We start from the raw sequence: 18687 nt of genomic DNA on the forward strand, positions 1-18687 counted from the left end.
CGCCCATGAACGATCTGTCGGAAGTCATCCGCGCCAGTATCCAAGACCGCCGGGGCCTATTTCAGCAGGCCGGCCAACGCCTCGCTTGCGCTCCCGAGAACGTGGAAAGGGATTTCTGGGTCGCGTGGACGCTCGACGCGCTCTACAACAGAGCCGGCATCAAACCGCGCCTGCTCTTCAAAGGAGGCGCGTCGCTGTCCAAAGCGTTCGATCTGATCCAACGGTTTTCGGAAGACATTGACATCACCGTGTTCAGAACCGACCTTCTCGGCGACGAATTCCCGTCCGACGACGAACTCCGTTCGATGGGGTCGAACGCGCGGGGCCGACGGCTTGACGAGATCAAGGAGCACTGCAGCGGCTTCATCAAGGGGGATTTTCGGAAGGCCCTCGCGAAGGTGGCAGCCGAGGAGCTCGAAGGCCTTCAACATAAGATCGAGCCGGATGCGGAAGATCCCGACGGCCAATCGTTACTTTTCAACTATCCGAGCGCGTTTGTCGAGGACGGCGATGACTACGTCCGTCGCGTGGTGAAGATCGAGTCCGGAGCGAAGTCGGCGCTCGACCCGCACGACGTTAAGACCATCGTGCCGTACTGCGCCACGGATACCGTTGGATTGAACCTGGCCGTGCCGAACGTCCTCACCATCAGACCGGAGCGGACGTTCTGGGACAAGATCATCATTCTTCACGGGCTGCGCCATTGGTTTCAGAACAAGGGCAGCCTCTACAAGGATGGCCAACGGCTTTCGCGCCACCACTACGACATCTACCGGCTCGTCAACTCTTACGGCGTCGTGGCCTTGGCAGATCGTCAGCTGGCCGAAAGCTGCGTCCAACACGTATTTCAACCGGAGGCCTCTCGATCTCGATCAAGCCACCCCTGGATCCTACGGCATCGTGCCAGTCGACGGTATGCTCGCGGCCCTAAAGGCGGAATACGACAAGATGGCGGGGATGATCTTCGGAGACGTCCCGTCCTTCGACGACATCATCGCTCACGTAGCCCAGGCCGAAGCGACAGTGAACGCCTAGACCCGCCTTCGTCGACGGGAAGCCCGCCGCAGCGCGACCATTCCAAATCCGAGCATACGAGAGGTCAGCTCGCCGCGATTTCGCAGCGCGTCATCGGCTGGCTCGTTCATCATTGATGTCCACCTGCAGCTTGGCGAACTCTTCCTGGCGTCGTTTGGTTACGAACTCAAGCTCTGCAGCGCGACGATGCATAAGTCGACCTTATGAGGCGCTTGGCATAAGATATGCCTGGCGTCGGAATGTAACTGGACAATTGGAATGCGCTAGGAAGATGCTCATGAGCTTCGCACGTAAAGTCGTCTGCTCCGCTCTCCTGACGGCGGGCCTGCACGTGACTGGCGACGAGCACTTCGCCGGAGCATCAGCAGATACTGTCGTCAGCAGCCCACTTCGCGCGCCGATCGAAGGGCGGGCGCCCGCTCAGCATCATAGTATCTGAGCTCGCGTCAGTCCCTAGATCCTCGTAGCTGAAGTCACAGACGAGTGGTTCGTAGCGCGATCGCGCGACAACAGGTGGATAGGGCTCAAGCGTATTGCTGGCAGCAAAATGCGCTATTCACCGTCAACCGCGTCGTTGCGATCATCACTCATCTGCGACGGGACTCTCTATCCCCGTCGACTATACAAGGAGGTTCCATTGCGGAATATAAGAACGACCGTGCGGTCACTGATCACAGCAGTTGCGTTGATCGGTCTCGCGACAGTCAGCCCCGCGCACGCGGCATCCGTTGCGCCGGTCGCCGCCGAGAACGGCATGGTGGTATCCGCGCAGCATCTCGCGACGCAGGTCGGCATCGAGGTGTTGAAGCGGGGCGGCAACGCGGTCGACGCTGCGGTTGCGGTCGGTTACGCGTTGGCGGTCGCCTATCCTGCCGCCGGCAATCTCGGTGGCGGCGGCTTCATGACCATCCAGCTCGCCGACGGCCGCAAGACCTTCCTGGACTTCCGCGAGACGGCGCCGAAGGGCGCCACCGCCAATATGTATCTCGACAAGGATGGCAACGTCATTCCCGGCCTGTCGACCAAGGGGCATCTCGCGGTCGGCGTGCCGGGCTCGGTGGCCGGCATGGAATATGCGCGCGAGAAATACGGCACGATGAAGCGTGCGGATGTGATCGCGCCGGCGCTGCAACTCGCCGAGGACGGCTTCGTGCTGGACCAGGGCGACGTCAGCATGCTGGAAACCTCGACCAAGGATTTTCAGGACGATCCGGCCTCGGGCGCGATCTTCCTCAACAACGGCAAGCCGTTCCAGGTCGGCGAGCGGCTGACGCAGCACGAGCTCGCCGAGACGCTCCGCGAGATCAGCAAGCGCGGCACCGACGGCTTCTACAAGGGCTGGGTGGGCGCAGCGATCGTCGCCTCGAGCCAGGCCGGCAAGGGCCTGCTCACGCAGGAGGACCTCGACAACTACAAGGTTCGCGAGCTCGCGCCGGTCGAATGCGACTATCGTGGCTACCACGTGGTCTCGGCGCCGCCGCCGAGCTCGGGTGGCGTCGTGATCTGCGAGATCCTGAACATCCTAGAGGGCTACCCGCTGAAGGAACTTGGCTACCATTCCGCGCAGGCGGTGCACTACCAGATCGAGGCGATGCGCCACGCTTATGTCGATCGCAACAGCTATCTCGGCGATCCCGACTTCGTGAAGAATCCGCTCGAGCGTCTGCTCGACAAGAATTATGCCGCGAAGATCCGCGCCGTGATCGACCCGGCCAAGGCCGGCGTGTCGAAGGACATCAAGCCCGGCGTTTCGCCGCACGAGGGCAGCAACACCACGCATTATTCGATCGCCGACAAGGACGGCAACGCGGTGTCGGTGACCTACACGCTCAACGACTGGTTCGGCGCCAAGGTGACCGCGGCCAAAACCGGCGTGCTGCTGAACGACGAGATGGACGACTTCACCGCCAAGGTCGGCGTGCCGAACCTCTACGGCCTGGTGCAGGGGGAGGCCAATTCCATCGTCCCCGGCAAACGTCCGCTGTCCTCGATGAGCCCGACCATCGTCACCAGGGACGGCAAGCCGGTCATGGTGGTGGGGACGCCGGGCGGCAGCCGCATCATCACCGCCGTGCTGCTGACGATGATCAACGCCATCGACTATGGCATGAACGCGCAGGAAGCCGTGGACATGCCGCGCTTCCACCAGCAGTGGCTTCCCGAAGCCACCAATGTCGAGGATTTTGCGCTGTCGCCGGACACGCGGAAAATTCTGGAAGGCTTCGGCCACAAATTCGGCCCGCCGCAGCCGGCCAACCATCTCGCGGTCATCATCGTCGGCGCGCCGTCGCTGGGCGGCAAGCCGGTCGGCAACAACCGCTTCTATGGCGCGAACGATCCGCGCCGCAATTCGGGGCTCGCCGCCGGGCACTGACGGTCCAGAAGCCCTTCAGCTTTCCTTCGATATCCGCGGGCAAGTTGTGAGAGAACCAAGCATCCCCCGGCAGAGCCGGGGACTCCGTGATTCGGTCCATCAAAGCGGCCGAGCGAACGCCGGCGCGTCCCCGATTTATTGCCCGCCTGAAGAGGTGGCTTTAGCGTCAGGTATACTCAGTTGGCCGAGCCGGGCAGTCGCTTAGTGGCCCCTTCTTCACAAGTCTCAAGCAGCTTCAGGAACACATCGATGACGACGTCAACGCCGTACAACGACAAAGCCGAGCCCTTCGTCCGGACCAGGAAAAAGGTCCGTCAACACAGTTTCCAAGTCCGCCGCCGAATCGCGCGCACCTTCGTCCGAAACGTACGAAGGTTTGATTCGCTTCATTCGGCACCATTGTCCCTGTTTCTCGTACGCGCTAAGGGAGACGAGCGAAGGCTTGAAATCCTGAGCCAATAACCAAATGAACACCTACAGCGAGCCACTACTACAACGGTGCGCGAGTAATTTACCTCGAGCGCGGCTCTATCGGCGTATTCGTGGAGAGTGAGCGCTTCGAGCTAGACGCGCAGCGGGACGTCGTCCGCCGCGTGCCAAGCAGAAGCTCGCGTGTGTCCGCGTCCGCTGGACAGCCGTCAGAGTTGTGATTTCGAATGCACTACGGCCCAGCCGGCGCTCTGCCGGCTGCGCTCCGGGAGAGTGAGGCATGAGGATCGACTGCGAGGTTCACGCCTTCCGCCAAGAGGTCCGGCGGGAGACGCCCCTCATCGACGGCACCTTGGAACAGCTGGAAAGCGCGGCGCGCGGCTGCGCGATCACCGGGCTGGTGCTGGTCCAACCCACTTTCCTGCACGGCGACCCGATAGAGCTCTTTACCCAGGCGAGCCGGGCCCAAATTCCGGTGCGACTGGTTCCACCCCTCGTGCAATCGTTGGCGCCTGCGGTCTTGGAGGAGTGGGCCCGATCGGGCGCCGTGGGTTTGGCGGTAACCCTTGATGATCGTGATCCGCTGGCTGAGTCCTTCGAGGCTGCTCTTCAATCGGGTCTCCACCTGGAGGTGTCCGGCGGGCTCGAAGGACGAGAGGGCCTCGCAGAGATGCTGCTGGCCGATGGCCATCGCCTGGTGTTCCGAGACTTCGGACTCGCGGACGGCACTCGCGATCCGACCTGGGACCCTCGATTGGAGCGGCTTCTGGCCCTCGCTGAAGGCGCCGAGGTGTGGGTGAAGCTGTCGGGCATCGGACGTGTCGCGGATGGTTGGGCCAAGGCAGCGGCGGGTCGGCTGCTGGAGAGGCTCGGGCCGGAACAGCTGCTCTGGGGGTCGCAGTGGCCGCACGTGACGGCCGCGCACGCCTATGCGCCAACCTATGCACAGACGTTGGACTGGCTTGAAGAACTGGTCCCAGACGATGATGCGAGAGGACGGATCCTGAGCGCGACCCCTGCTGCCCTCTACGGTTTCCGCAACTAGGACCTGTATACGGCAATATTCCGCGCGCCGTGATCCGCTATTCCCGACTGACGCGTGATGTCCTCGGCGACGGCTTCGATCGTGCCGCCGGCTTTGAAGGTAACCGACAGCTTTCCAAGTCTACGTTCGATGCGCGGAAGCTCATCCTTTATCGACGCCAAGCTACCATCTCTTGGATGGTCAGAGATGCGGCTCGAGGCCAGAAAAGCGAGGTTGAGGGAGAAGCTCGCGAACGCGGAAGAGCCGCCGCCGCTCCTGCATCCGAATATGACGGAGATCTCCGTCACTGCGTAGACGCGGCTACGCGGCAGGCCACGGCATGCGAGCTGGCACAGCTGTTTTCCTGAAACTCGTCAGCTTCTGGACAGTCAGCCTTACTAGCATGAAATCTGGTCTCTCGGTCACGGACCTGGGCTACCGCATCGGGCGAATCTCCAAGCGACCATGTTCCCAAGGCAAGAAAAGAGAGCTGCATGGATTTCAACCGAACCGACGGTGCCGGGTCGTCAAGGTCCCCGGGGGAGTACGCCTGGAATCAAGCGGATGACGATTTCCTTCGTCAGGTCATGGATGAAGCAAGGGTAAACGAAGCGGGGCCATCATCGGGCACCGGAGGAAACATATGATGTCTCATGGGCGGTTCCCCAGAGATTTTTCTCACGGCTCTCAACCCGCCCCGCAACAAATGATCGAGAGACTGTCCCACCACGGTCTCCTGCTTGACGCGGACCAGCTGGCGATGACCTACCAGACCGGGGTCACCGCTACACGGCCGCGCAGGACCCGACCAGCGGCACTCGTCTCATCTACAACCCTTCGGGGGACCGGAGGATCGGCGACGGGCCGCAAGGGGTGCCAGATTTCGGAGCATTTTTCCGGGAGACCCGCCGCCGCGGTGTCCCGCTGCCGGAGCAGTGGGCGCTGCTGGCCTTGGTCGAGAAGCTGCGCGAGACGGGGACATGCCTGTCCCTGACCACCCAACAACCATCCCGCTCGACGGCAAGCTGTACAAAGCCGAACTAGCCGAAGGAGGGTTCGTCAGGCTTACGCGGCAAGGGTGAGACTCTGGGCGATGGCTGAACCGGCGCAACCGGGCTAGGTATCTGGTTGCGCATGTTCGAAAGGGTTCACGCACGATCCGGACTTTGACTACCCGATCGTCGATTCCACCCTCGTCCGCGCCGGCACGCCAGCGGCGCAAGAGGGGGGCTCAAAAAGGCCGTCGGGCATTCGCGCGGTGGCCAGACGACCAAACACCTAGAGCAGAACTGCCCTCCGATGCCGACGCGAGTAACAGTTTTCCTCACGGCAGCCGGCTGGACAGCTGTTGTGGTCGCAATCCTGCTCTATCTGATCTTCAGCCCTGGCTGAGCCGGGTGATCCTAACGGGACGATCTATATCGATGCTATAACGGACGAGCCGGCGAAAACTGCTGGAATTTCTCGCGGATCCTGGAGAGCGAGCGCGGACCCCGACATGCCTCGCAGCGCGCGGGGGGCTCAAGAAGCCCTGGTGGGCCTGCAAGCGGCTGAGCGCCCGGGCGAAGGTGCCAGCGTCAGCTCAGCAGATCGACCCTGCCGGTGTCGAGCCGATACAGACCCCCGATTACCTTCAGTCTGTTCTGTCCAACTGCCGCGTTCAGAATCGGCCCCGCCGATTTGAGCTTATTGACGTTATCGACGACGTTTTGCCGGGTCGCATTGGCGAACGTGTCACCGGCTTGCTGGCGAGATTCCATTACCGCAGGCGCAAGCGCCGCGACGAGGGATGGAATACGCCCTGGCGGCGGCTTGTCGTCGTTGAGCGAGTTGATCGTGGCGTCTATCGCGCCGCAATGATCGTGACCGAGCACCATGATCAACGGCGTGTTCAGAACGGTGACCGCATATTCCATATTGGCGACGGTGTCATCATTGGCAACATTGCCGGCGAGGCGGCAGACAAACAGATCACCAAGTCCGCTATCGAAGGTAAATTCGGGCGCTACGCCGTGATGCGCCCTGGACATAGCGGTCATTACCTTCCAAGAGCCGCTTTAGCGCAGCATCAGGCGAGAGCAGGTTGTCCGGCTTGGGCGGCCCTTTTGCTTCCTTCGCGTCAACAATGTTGCCAAGCCGCATGCCAACCGCCGAAACAGCGAACAGCAACAGCGAGCGGCGCGAGGGCACGATCGTGAACGGACAAGACATATTCGGGGCACGGTCTGCATGCATGTGGGTCACTCAGCGCGCGGATTTACGCCATCCCGTGGCTTCGGCCTCTGCTTCGCTGCAGAGCCAGCGTTCACCCAGCTTCTTCGTCATATCGATTTGTCCGTAACCGAGTTGCCCGGGGAGGTGATAAATGCGCTCGCCGTCGCGGCCCACTGTGCCCTTTATCAGACACTCGGGTGAGGGCGGGTCCGATAGCAACGCGGATCCAAGCAGGAGTTCCTGAGCGTCGGTCGGTACCGAGCTCGCGCCAACAATGATCGTCCCCTTGTTGCGGTGAGGCCAGTCCCAAGGCGTGATGAACGCCCCCGACCATAGGCCCGCAAGGGCATTGCTCGCCGCAACCTCATAGATAACGTAGGTACGGGTGCCTCGAACCGATGATAGTGCCCAGCCCGAGCTTACCAGCCACGCGTTCACGTCCTCGCCTGCGATGAAGCAGCTCCCGAGTGACCTGCCGTACTCGTCTACCCCTGTGGTATGACAATCCCACGTTCGTCCGTTCGAATGCTTGATAAGCTCATCGCGAGCAGCTACGCCGCAAGCCCATTTCTGGCCATGGGCGTCGAGGCAAATCTGATCAGTCTCTGGTGCGTCGATGCCCGAGAGCCGAATTTTGGTTTGTTCGATCTCGATCGTATTGCCGTCGACGATGCGCGGAGGACCGCTGAGTTTCGCGGCGCAAACCGGAGATGCGACGATAGCGAGCAACGCGGCCATCATCACGCGGCGTTTCATCTCGACAACCTTTCGCCCTTGGTCCATCCGCTCAGACACACGTATTGTCCGGCACCGCCGCCACATCCGACTGCTTGATCATACCATGTCTGTTATTTGGCCTGTGTTGCATCGTCCGGCATTGCTTAGCGAAAGCTTGCTCGTGATTTACATCCTACGGCCTGACGCAAGGTGAGGTTCAAGCGATTTCTTCCGGTGTGCGTGTTGCTGCATGCTTTCAGCCTCGACGGTCTCTCTCGGTGGGCGCGCACCGCGCTCGACCCGCGAGTTCGGCGAAGCTGAGCATGGGAGATTTTCTTCCTCGCGCCATGCAGGAGGAAGCCAAACCTCGGGACGCCGATACTTCGTCGATCTTCCGCTGACCGTTGTCCGTCGCTATCATTTGTCGGCAAACTTCCGACGCCTGGCGCCCCCATCAACTGTCCCGCTCAACCGCCACCGGTGTGGCGGGCGCGGTCGCGACTTGTGTTGTCGCGGACTAGGTCTGCGAAATGGCTTGTACGCAACGGTCTTGGATTAGATAGCTAGCGGTTTGGGCTCACGCTGCCCATCGTTCCCAGCCACCTCACTGGATGATGGCAATGAAATGCTTGCAGCCCCCTGAATTGCCGGTCTCTTGTTACGCGCCGACTTAAAGCCGAATTTGCGACCAGAGACGGCACCAGAGCAGGTGGAGAAGAACCAAAGAGGCGCTTTCTCATGCTTCAGACCAGGAGTTCTGACGCACAGACGAATGCACGTGCGGAAATCCAGATCCTCCGCTTCAATTCCGCCTTCGATCCTTCGCGCAAGGCTGCGGAGATCCTCATCCGGGGCGCCCGGGAAAGGGCCCACCGTCATGGAGTATGCCGGCGTCGTTATCATTCCCCGTTCCCGGGTACCCTCTTAAGCGGTCTCGTCGCTGCACTTCGGCTCCGCGTGCCGCCTTCGATGTCCCTAATGCTCACGCTCCTGCGGGGGCCAATAGTCGCGCGATGCGCTGCGCGGACTCCGGATCGGGGCTTGGGTCCCAAGCATCTCTAGGCCAAGTTCGTGGATGATGGCATGGAGAGCAGGCCGCGTCGTAGATTATTGGCGCCCTCTCACTGCGTGCGTGCGGCGAGCGGCAAACCGGCTCTCGCAGGCTGGCACGCGGCCGCTTGGTCACGGGGTCGATCCCCTCGTGGAACGGACCGAGCGCAACAGTGTTGCCTGGCTTTCCATGTCGGGCCGAAGGTGGGCTCGCGGTTTATTGCGGAGACTTAACAGGACACGTCAACTTTCAGAGCGCATGTGCTTTGCCGTTGCTCCGACGCGCTCAGCGTGAAGGAACTGCAGTGCGATCTTGCTCTGTGCGACCATTTGCCGAGGCCTTTTGCGCTCTCTCCAATGTTTCCCGTTCAATTGGCTCTATGCGATCGAACCAAGAGCCAGGTGGAAAGGCCGCGATGCGCTTGGCAAAGAAGGATTGCGGCGCCCAATCTTGTCCCTCGCTCTTCTCGAAGGTGATGACCCCGTTACGTGTAAAATAATGGGGCCCTGGGATATTACAGTTCACCAAAAGCAAAACGCGCCACAGATCACCTTTCTCGGCCGGCTTGTCATTCGGCTTTGGCACGTAATCCACTTCAACAGGTTCAATGATAGTGCAGCGCCCGTGCTGGAGAAGATTGCTGAGCTTGCCTTGCGCGGTCGTCACGAAGTTGAAGTTAACCGGATCATGCAAAAAGTGAAGATTTGCGTCCTTTTCGCCATCTGTGACTTCACTGGCGATCAACGAGAGCGCCAAAGCCCGCCAGCCCAATTCAATCGGCTTCGCATAGGTTGACGCAACTTCGATCGTCCCATCTGCCGCGATCTTCCAAGTAATAACGTACTGTTCGTCTGATTTATGGTTCTGGTGCCTGGTCCATGAAAGATAAACATATTCAGTTCTGTCAATTCCTTCAGCGACTCCCCACGTTCGAGGGACGAACTGTGCCACCGTCGAGACCTTGGAGATAATGTGCTCTATAGTCTCACCGTCCTGTGCACGCCACGTTGACTTGACTTGTTCGACCAGGTCGCTGTCGTTGGCGCGAACATTGTTGCTCGTCGCAGCCAGCCCGACCAGGCAGATCAATGATCGAGTGAGACAGAACCACAGCACGCGTCTTCCTGACATTTTATTCATAACCGCCGGCCCATCTGTTTTTCGTCCACACGTCAATTCTAAAGCGGAGCACCTTTAACGTGCTATGCGCGATCGCGAGAAGTTAGCGACGACGTGACGCGGGCGCCCGCCGGTGTCCCGTGTGAGCAGGCGCTGTCCCCTCCATGCCACCCGCCGCTAACTTCAATGGCCAGCCAGAGCCTCAATTTGCGATGCTGGACCTGCCCAGGAGGAGAAGCCTGGGCAGGCCGGGGGTCTGCATTCTTCGTGCCAGGTAATAGGTGGCAGTTCGTACACATGTTTGTGTCGTCTTTGTTGGCTTTCCGACCTGCGCACGTATTGATGTTTCCATTCAGTCTATCCATCGCGACTTCCACGATTTATCCCTGTCACGCACTGGATCTTCGGCAGCGCTGGCGAATGCCTTCCCGCCAGGTTCCTGGCGACAGTTGCAAGAAGGTTTGCGGCCATTGAACCGCTTGGGTCGATGTCGTTGCCGCAACGTCGGCGTTCGATCCCCGCCACGTCTTTGGGCACTTGCAGCCAAGGCGTCCACTGCGGCGGCTTGGCACTCCTTCGCGGCCATGCGACGCTGCTGGAATTTCGAGGAATGAGGTCAGTTGTGCTTGGCACTCTACTGCCCACAACGACGCGAAGTCGCTTTTCATCGACGAGCATTTGGAATAGACGCCAAGGAAGTGCACCCTTCGAGCAGGCGGATGAGACGGTGGTGTTCGCGCTGCGCACGCGCGATGGCACGTTATCGGCCCGTCGTTCATCGACGGGTCGTCGCTATTCACAATTGGAGGAGTGCGCTTCCACGCCGTCGGGTCGATATTCATAAAGCGGGTGGGGGCGTCGAGCCGTGCTAGCTTCGCCTTGAGTTGCTCAATAGTTTCGAGAATATCTGTCTAACGGGTTGACTCATAAACGGCCTTACCATCCATCCGAACAGGCCAACCGCAAAGACGCCAACAGAAAAGACGCCGAGGGCACTCCAAACAGCCATTTTCATTGCGGGCCTCTCTGCTCTCGTTGAGGAGGTTCGATATGCTTGCTAAGGCAGTATCGCCAAAAAAGACCTGCGTGACACCCACCAGAACTGGCTGGCTTCATAAGATAATATGCTCGCTGAGTGTGCTGTTGGAGTTCCGCATATGTCTTGCACTTGCCAACACCGATCCTTGATTGTTGGTGGAGAAGGCGGACGTAGGTAGCGTTCTTGATGAACCGTAGCTGACTCACATGAAGACCGTCTGCTCGACGCAATGGCCCTGATCGCGCAGGCCGCACATTTATCTTTTGCACAGATCTGACGCGCGGCCCCACGGCGACGCACCATCCGACATGGTCATCGTGATATCCATGATTGCAGAGCGACTTTTACATCAAGATCAATGGTGGAGGTGGACCATCATTCGCATGAGCGAGGCCACAGCATTAATTTGAGAGGTTGACGGAAGAGTTCTCTTGCCGATAATCCAAGTCGTCGAGGTTCTCCGGGTCCCACTTGATCCGGAGCTAAGAGGGAAGCCGGTGCCAATGCCGGCGCTGCCCCCGCAACTGTGAGCGGAGAGCCGCTGTCCAACAGAGTCACTGAAGCCTGCGCGGCTTCGGGAAGGCCGGACAGCGGCGATGACCCGCGAGCCAGGAGACCTGCCCCGGCAATATATTCGTCCACGGGCGGGGTGCCCCGGTGGTGCGCCAAGCAGCCGTCGCTCGCGCGACTTCCCTGCCCGCGTCCGCCATGGCCTTTGCCCCCAATATGGGGTTAACGCTATGTCTCTTCTCTCGCTTCCGGTTGCCACGCTCGGAACACCGCGCATCGGTCCAAGGCGCGAGCTCAAACTCGCGCTCGAGAGCTATTGGGCCGGAAGAATCAGCGAACAGCAGTTGCTCGAGGACGCAGCCGGCCTGCGTGCTGCGAACTGGGCGCGCCAGACATCCCTCGGTGTCACTGTCATTCCGTCGAACGATTTCTCGCTGTACGATCAGGTGCTCGACACCAGTGTCATGGTTGGAGCCATCCCGGATATCTACGCGTCGAAAGCCGGATCCGTTTCGCTCAAGACGTACTTCGCCATGGCACGCGGTTCACAATGCGACGGGCAGGATGCGAGTTGCGGTCACGGACCGCGTGCCTATGGCGCACCCGCGCAGGAGATGACCAAGTGGTTCGACACCAACTACCACTACATGGTCCCGGAGGTTAACCGTGGACAGACTTTCAGGCTGTCCTGTCGCAAGCCTATCGAGGAGTATGAGGAAGCCAAGGCACTTGGCTTTCAGACTCGCCCTGTCCTGATCGGGCCGGTGACATTCTTAAAGCTCGGCAAGAGCGCGGATCCTGCCTTCCAGCCACTGTCACTGCTGGATGACCTGATACCGGTCTATATCGAGGTTTTGCAGGAATTGGCTAAATGCGGGGCAAACTGGGTTCAGTTCGACGAGCCCTGCCTCGTCCTCGATCTGGATGAGAGCTCGCGAAAATCCCTGCTCCATGCCTATGACCGGCTCGCAAAGGAGGGGCCGGCCATCAAAATCATGGTAGCCAGCTATTTCGGCGACCTCTGCGACAATCTGGACACCGCCTTGCGCCTGCCTGTTGCCGGGCTGCACGTCGATCTGGTTCGCGCGCCACAGTTATTGGACGAGATCATTGCTGGCAGCCGGAATGATCTCGTCATGTCGCTCGGCGTCATAGACGGCCGCAATGTGTGGCGGTCGAACTTGTCGACACTCCGCCAGCGGCTGGATCCCGCAATTGCGAAGCTCGGCAAGGACCGCGTCCAGATCGCCCCGTCCTGCTCGCTGCTTCATGTGCCGGTCGATGTCGAACTCGAGACGGAGCTCGCTTCCGACGTCAAGAGCTGGCTTGCTTTCTCGGTTCAGAAGATGCGCGAGCTTGCGACCTTGGCGCGGGCACTCGCAGGTGACCAGAATGTTGCGAAAGCTCTTGCACAATCCGAGCGTGCCGCGTCCATCCGTCGCACTTCGCCGAAGATCAGCGATGCCAATGTCGCTGTCCGGCTCGGAGCGATCAACCAGACCATGCGCGGGCGCGCCAGCCCTTTTGCCAGTCGTGCCGAGATCCAACGCAAGCGCTTCGGACTACCGGCGTTTCCTACCACGACGATCGGATCGTTTCCGCAGACCACTTCCGTCCGTAATGCCCGTGCGGCGCATGCACGAGGCTTGATGAGCGACGAGCAATACGACAAGTTTCTCAAGGAGGAGACGGCGCGCGCCGTACGTTGGCAGGAGGACATCGGTCTGGACGTGCTCGTGCATGGCGAGTTCGAGCGCAATGACATGGTGCAGTACTTCGGCGAGCAACTCGCCGGCTTCGCTTTTACCAAGAATGGTTGGGTGCAATCCTATGGATCGCGCTGTGTCCGGCCGCCGATCCTGTTTGGCGATGTCTCACGGCCGCGGCCGATTACCGTAGACTGGTGGCGCTACGCGCAATCACTAACCAAGAAACCGATGAAGGCGATGTTGACCGGGCCGGTAACGATCTTGAACTGGTCGTTTGTTCGCGATGATATTCCCCGAAGCGAGGTCTGCCGTCAAATTGCGCTCGCGATGCGAGACGAAGTCGGCGATCTCGAGAATGCTGGTGCGACCATGATCCAGATCGACGAAGCTGCCCTGCGCGAAGGATTGCCATCGCGTCGATCGGAATGGCCGGCTTATCTCGAGTGGGCCGGCGATTGCTTCCGCATCTGCTCATCGGGCGTCGCCGATCAAACCCAGATCCATACCCATATGTGCTACTCGGAGTTCAACGACATCATCGATGCGATTGCTGCAATGGATGCGGATGTCATCTCGATCGAGACCTCGCGCTCGAAAATGGAACTGCTTGACGCGTTCAGGAGCTACAAATATCCAAATCAAATCGGGCCAGGCGTGTACGACATCCATTCTCCGCGCGTTCCCGAGACGGGTGAGATGAAGGAGCTCATGGCGTTGGCTCGGAAGCGGCTGCAGGATTCGCAACTCTGGATCAATCCTGACTGTGGCCTGAAGACGCGCAAATGGGAGGAGGTTCGCCCGGCGCTGGTCAATATGGTCGCTGCCGCCCGCGAGTTGCGCGCTGCGTCCGATCCAGTAGGCCGCTGATCCAGCCTGGTCTATCGTCGAGAAAGTTGATCCGCTTGTGGACCATTTGAGCTCTCGATAATCTCGAGGGAGGCTTTATGAGCACAAAAAGCCCGGCCGCCATTAACGGCCGGGCGGAAGTCTAGTCTGGGAGGAGCGACGCTGCTACGCATCGCGCCGAACTTGCACCGGCGGAGGGAGGACAGCCGACGGCTCGATCACGGCGAGGACATTCGCCGAAAATCTGAAGCCAGTTAAAGCACAAACTCAACGCAGCTCAATTATGCCGTGGTATGCGGCCGATATCGCCTCGGATTAGAAATCTACACCAAGGTTTGTCGCTGATAGGCATTTTCGCAACGCTTTGCCGGTTCGAGTAAAGTCGGGGCGGCAATGCCGGGCGTCGCGGGCATGGCGGGCGCTAAGCGCACGTCGGTGCGCGTTCCTGCCCGCAAACGATATGCTCGATCAGCGAGACTATACGAAAAATGCCGACTGCATGGATCTTATAGTCGTGACCAATGCAATGAGCCCCTTGCCATTGATTGAGGCCCTGCTTCAGGCAGTCATTGGTTCACCGGCTCCATCCGATTGTCAAGTCTCGGTTCCAACCTCTGTTTGAGACCCTTGTGCGGCCAGATGGAAAAGGTGTGACGACGACGGCTGAAGGTAAACTCGCAGCGGGATGCCGATCAACATGCTCTTCAGTCGTGCGTTTGGTGCCAACCCGAAGCATAAGCCGGTTCGGTGATGTCGATTCCGGATTCCGGAACCGCTCGGTTCGGCTTGGTCGGTTTAGACCGCCCAACTGTGTGTGGCCCAGGACCGAGGAAGGTGAGCGTCGAACGCCGATGCGACGCTCCGGACCAGGAACTCTGCGCCAGAGGCTACGGAAAGCCGGCCATCGTCAATGACCACGACGCCATCTGCGATAAGGCTGTCGAGCCGAGAATGATCGACGACGGCCAACCTCGGATCCCTGCCGTGACGACGGGAGGTCTCGGAGAGATCGACTGCCATGTCGCACATGATTCGCTCGATGATCTCGGCGCGGAAGCGATCGTCATCCGTCAGTAAATAGCCCTTCGCGGTGGCGAGCCGATCCCCGGTGATGCGTGCGAGGTAGTCCTTTGTCGAGACGGCGTTCGCGACAAAACCCTGTTCCATGCGGCCGATGGCGCTGGCGCCCAGACCAATGAGAGCTTCCGCGCAATCGTCAGTATAGCCCTGGAAATTGCGCCTCAACCTGCCTTCCCGCCTAGCCTGGGCGAGATTGTCGTCGGGCAGGGCGAAGTGATCGATGCCGACGCGTACGTATCCAGCATCAACCAAAGCTTCCGCGATCGTTTCGGATTGGAGGTGCCGCTCGACACTGTCGGGCAGAGTGGATTCATCGATCTTGCGTTGATGCTTCTTGAAGTAAGGAATGTGCGCGTAGCCATAGGCCGAAAACCGGTCCGGATGCAGCTCGAGGCATTTGGCGACGGTGTTCAGGCACGAAGAGACCGTCTGCTGGGGCAGGCCATAGAGCAAGTCGAAACTGATCCGGCCGACGCCGGCGCGGCGCAACCGATCGACCGAAGTCGCTGTCTCTGCGAAGCTCTGCACACGATTGATGGCCCGCTGTACAACTGGATCGAAGCTCTGGACACCAAGGCTCGCCCGATTAACCCCGCAATAACCTAGCGCCTCGGCCATCGGCTCGCTCAACATGCGTGGATCGATCTCCACGGCGATCTCGGCATCAGGCAGGACAGCGAACCAATAGCGCAACGAACCGATCAGATCAGCAAACGTTTCAGGTGTCATGATCGTCGGGGTGCCGCCCCCGAAGTGAATGTGAGAGATCGGCTGTCGTTGACCGACGGTTTCTGCAACAAGGTAGGCTTCAGTACGCAGTCCCGCTACATAGATCGCGATCGGCTCGTGGCGTTTCGTGATAGATGTGTGGCAGCCACAACACCAGCACATGTTTCGACAAAATGGCACGTGCACGTAGATTGAGGCGGATTGCCGGGCGCCCAACGACCTGAGCCACGTTTGGTAGTCGGATTCGCAAACCGACGCTGAGAAATGCGGGGCCGTCGGATAGCTGGTGTAGCGCGGTAGCCGGTGCCGCCCGTAGGATTGTGCCAAGTCCGGTCGCATTCAGATGCCTTTCTTCCTCGCTAGGCTACCGAACACGGGGCACATAAGCTTTGCGCTGGCTCAAATATCCGGGGTAGCTGATGGCCATGGTGACTATGAAACCGAAACTGGTAGAGCATGCCTGCGGCGTATACATCGCACTTTGGATCGCGATAAAGCGGTCACGCGCCGGGCTCCGCGCGGCCGCAATCGTCCGTCCGTATCGGTCGGCGGACGTGCGAAGCGCCGGTTTCGCGCGATATCAATCCGGCGTAGGCCGAGCGATACTGCCAACTGCCGTGCGGATGGTCACGATATGGAACCTGCCGGCCCGCCGGGCTGCGGAGAGGTTCGGCCATGCCGTGTGCGACCAGTGGCTGAAGGAGGCGATCATCGAGCGCAGAAGCCGTCCTGGCCGTGCAGGCAGCGTGCGCCGGCGAGCATCGCCACCTTCATTTCAACAAGATGAGCATAAGCGGTTTCTTCTCATGAAACGCCAGCGATCAATACGGGCCAACGATCTCGGCGCCATTTAGCGGGTTGCCGGCCATTGCGGACAAAAATGCGACCGAGCTCCATTCGGCTTCAGCTTCTTGCTCCAATTCCAGAATGTGCGCTCTTAGCGCATCGGAGGTCGCTTCCGCGGTCTCGCTGAATAGCGGATCCCCATCATCGGTGACGGCGGAAGCGATTTCGGTCCAATCCTGAGCCGATAGAGCCTTAAGGGCGGCGGAGAAGACATCTCGTTCTTCCCACATCATGTGGTGCCGCTCGCGTACTATAAAGTCGCGTACGATGTTGCCGACGTCTTGCCGAAGGATTTCACGATCCGCGAGGACGCCATCAATAGCGTGAGCGAAGCGGTGCAAACGGTCAACGACTTCCTGGTGTTCATGCGCGAGATCGCCGACGATCGCAGCTGCATCCGGGTCGCGAGTCTTGAGCTTGGAAAAAATCAAGTTCTTGGGGATGATGGTACACCTCCGGGTAAACCTCGAAGTAGCTGATGATTGTGCGAATGACCTCGTAGTCAGGACGGATCCCATGCTCAAAAATCTCCAACTCACGTTGGAGGGCGACCAGAAGCAGGTCAATGTTGCGATGCTCTCGAAGCAAAGAATCGATGACCATTGCCGTGCTCCATGGAGGAACAATCGAATTTTAGATGCGATTCTTCCATTAGTGCTGGATCGCCGAGTTTCGGTGTCGTTCACTCGCAGCAACAGCAATCTGTCCGCGCTGTTCGGTGCACAGAAGTAGCGTATTTCGCCGCGGTGCTTGCACTGACGCAAACCAACTTAGCCCAGGTTCTGCAAAAAACGGCTAGGCAATCTGTCGAGACGCAACTCGACCTGGCGTGAGGTCGGCAGGGTGATCACGCCATTCTGCTCAAGCTGTTTAAAGGTGCGCGACACCGTTTCGATCGTCAAACCAAGGTAATCGGCAATATCCCGCCGTGACATCGGGAGTTCAATGGCAGCGTTGTTGGTAGCGCGACGAGACATATCGAGCAGGAAAGTCACGACCCGCTCTTCAGCGCTGCTGATTAAGAGCATCAGATGCTCCTGAAAGCGGTGCAGCTCGAGCGCCATCGCTTCCCACAGCTGTCGTGTGAGTTCCCTCTCGTGACTGGCGCGAACAATGAGGGCGGTGCACTTCACCACTATCAGGTGCGTCTCAGAGATTGCCTCGGCCGAAGAGATATGGCCTTCTCCGGCCTCGAAGCCGAAGATGTCACCGGGCAGATAGAACGCACAGATCTGCCGACGTCCATCGTGTAGAATCTTGTAGGTCCGCACCGCACCCGACACCACTTGATATAGGTATTCCGCTGCCTCGTTCTCGCCGTAGATCTCGCTATTGCGAGTGAAGCGCATCGGTGTGGCAACCATACCAAACGGTCCATGGTTACAAGCTTTCCCACGCATCACGTTAGTCGGATGACGGCTGATCTCGTGAAAACCGGCGGTCTGAGCGCACATGGCGGACTCAATCTTGCGAACCTCGATGGTACGCAGATTGGCCGCTCGTAACGAATCGGGAAACTTGGATGTTTCCCCTAAGTGAAAACCCCTAAGTGTTTACACGTAAGTCCTGTGAGGAGGGCGTCTTGAATGAATGCGGCACGGCCCCTTGGTTGCTCAAACACGCTTAAAACCAGCTAGGCTGCTTCGGATCGGAGGCTGCATGCTGGTGGCAGCAGACATTGGCAGCATCCCAGATCGATTTGCGCGGGGCGATTCGGAGGACGTGCTTGCTCATGATCTGATCCGCGGTTGTGGGGTCCTGAGTGGGAGAGTGGATCATAGAACTTGGCTTGCGTGACATGTTGACCTGGCTCAATAGCCGGCGTTGCTCTCCAGGATTTCAGAAACCGGTGGAGATCGCGACCTGGCCTGGCCGGAAGCTGAACACGGGCACCGACGGATGGCCGGTAAAGAGACTGTCCGCGAGGCGGCGGTCCTGTTGCTGATCGGGGCGGATGGCGTCGCC

11 protein-coding genes, 2 pseudogenes and 1 riboswitch are annotated in these 18687 nt (G+C 59.6%); of the genes and pseudogenes, 6 read left to right on the forward strand and 7 right to left on the reverse strand.

Features of this window, described 5'->3' with window-relative positions:
- The first annotated feature begins 5 nt into the window (after nt 1-5).
- The 4 genes and pseudogenes from ACE103_RS10220 to ACE103_RS10235 all read left to right on the forward strand — a co-directional run bounded on the left by ACE103_RS10220 (nt 6) and on the right by ACE103_RS10235 (nt 4883).
- Nucleotides 6-1151, forward strand: coding sequence for a nucleotidyl transferase AbiEii/AbiGii toxin family protein (locus ACE103_RS10220; protein WP_375779299.1), 1146 nt, complete (start codon nt 6-8; stop codon nt 1149-1151).
- A 542-nt stretch (nt 1152-1693) separates the two neighbouring features.
- Nucleotides 1694-3409, forward strand: a complete 1716-nt coding sequence (ggt, locus tag ACE103_RS10225; RefSeq protein WP_375779300.1) for a gamma-glutamyltransferase — start codon at nt 1694-1696, stop codon at nt 3407-3409.
- A gap of 191 nt (nt 3410-3600) precedes the next feature.
- Nucleotides 3601-3760, forward strand: a pseudogene (locus ACE103_RS10230) (IS630 family transposase); the annotation flags it as partial.
- A gap of 358 nt (nt 3761-4118) precedes the next feature.
- On the forward strand, nt 4119-4883 hold the full coding sequence (locus ACE103_RS10235) for an amidohydrolase family protein (protein ID WP_375779301.1): 765 nt from the start codon (nt 4119-4121) through the stop codon (nt 4881-4883).
- Here ACE103_RS10235 and ACE103_RS10240 read toward each other — a convergent pair.
- The 4 genes and pseudogenes from ACE103_RS10240 to ACE103_RS10255 form a co-directional block, all read right to left on the reverse strand.
- On the reverse strand, nt 4880-5170 hold the full coding sequence (locus ACE103_RS10240) for a hypothetical protein (protein WP_375779302.1): 291 nt from the start codon (nt 5168-5170) through the stop codon (nt 4880-4882). The two genes, ACE103_RS10235 and ACE103_RS10240, sit on opposite strands and share 4 nt — an antisense overlap.
- A gap of 1269 nt (nt 5171-6439) precedes the next feature.
- Nucleotides 6440-7097: pseudogene (locus ACE103_RS10245) on the reverse strand (carbonic anhydrase).
- A gap of 9 nt (nt 7098-7106) precedes the next feature.
- On the reverse strand, nt 7107-7832 hold the full coding sequence (locus tag ACE103_RS10250; protein WP_375779303.1) for a thermonuclease family protein: 726 nt from the start codon (nt 7830-7832) through the stop codon (nt 7107-7109).
- 1297 nt (nt 7833-9129) lie between these two features.
- Complete coding sequence (locus ACE103_RS10255; protein ID WP_375779304.1) at nt 9130-9984, reverse strand: nodulate formation efficiency C protein; 855 nt, start codon at nt 9982-9984, stop codon at nt 9130-9132.
- Between the two features lie 1454 nt (nt 9985-11438).
- A riboswitch (cobalamin riboswitch) is annotated at nt 11439-11642 on the forward strand.
- Nucleotides 11643-11742: 100 nt separating this feature from the next.
- Here ACE103_RS10255 and metE point away from each other — a divergent pair.
- Nucleotides 11743-14088, forward strand: coding sequence for a 5-methyltetrahydropteroyltriglutamate--homocysteine S-methyltransferase (gene metE / locus ACE103_RS10260; protein ID WP_375779305.1), 2346 nt, complete (start codon nt 11743-11745; stop codon nt 14086-14088).
- Nucleotides 14089-14862: 774 nt separating this feature from the next.
- Here metE and hemN read toward each other — a convergent pair.
- Nucleotides 14863-16215 carry an oxygen-independent coproporphyrinogen III oxidase gene (hemN, locus tag ACE103_RS10265; protein ID WP_375779306.1) on the reverse strand — a complete coding sequence of 451 codons (1353 nt, stop codon included), beginning with the start codon at nt 16213-16215 and terminating at the stop codon, nt 14863-14865.
- Between the two features lie 482 nt (nt 16216-16697).
- The gene (locus tag ACE103_RS10270) at nt 16698-17240 is read right to left on the reverse strand and encodes a hemerythrin domain-containing protein (protein WP_375779307.1); all 543 of its coding nucleotides are present in this window, start codon (nt 17238-17240) and stop codon (nt 16698-16700) included.
- Between ACE103_RS10270 and ACE103_RS10275 the strand changes: the two genes are divergently transcribed.
- A complete protein-coding gene (locus ACE103_RS10275) occupies nt 17239-17454 on the forward strand; it encodes a hypothetical protein (RefSeq protein ID WP_375779308.1) in 216 nt (71 codons plus the stop codon). The two genes, ACE103_RS10270 and ACE103_RS10275, sit on opposite strands and share 2 nt — an antisense overlap.
- Nucleotides 17455-17492: 38 nt before the next feature.
- Here ACE103_RS10275 and ACE103_RS10280 read toward each other — a convergent pair whose 3' ends face one another.
- On the reverse strand, nt 17493-18176 hold the full coding sequence (locus ACE103_RS10280) for a helix-turn-helix domain-containing protein (protein WP_375779309.1): 684 nt from the start codon (nt 18174-18176) through the stop codon (nt 17493-17495).
- Nucleotides 18177-18687 lie beyond the last annotated feature (511 nt).

Source organism: Bradyrhizobium sp. ma5 (assembly GCF_042258955.1).
Lineage (GTDB): Bacteria > Pseudomonadota > Alphaproteobacteria > Rhizobiales > Xanthobacteraceae > Bradyrhizobium.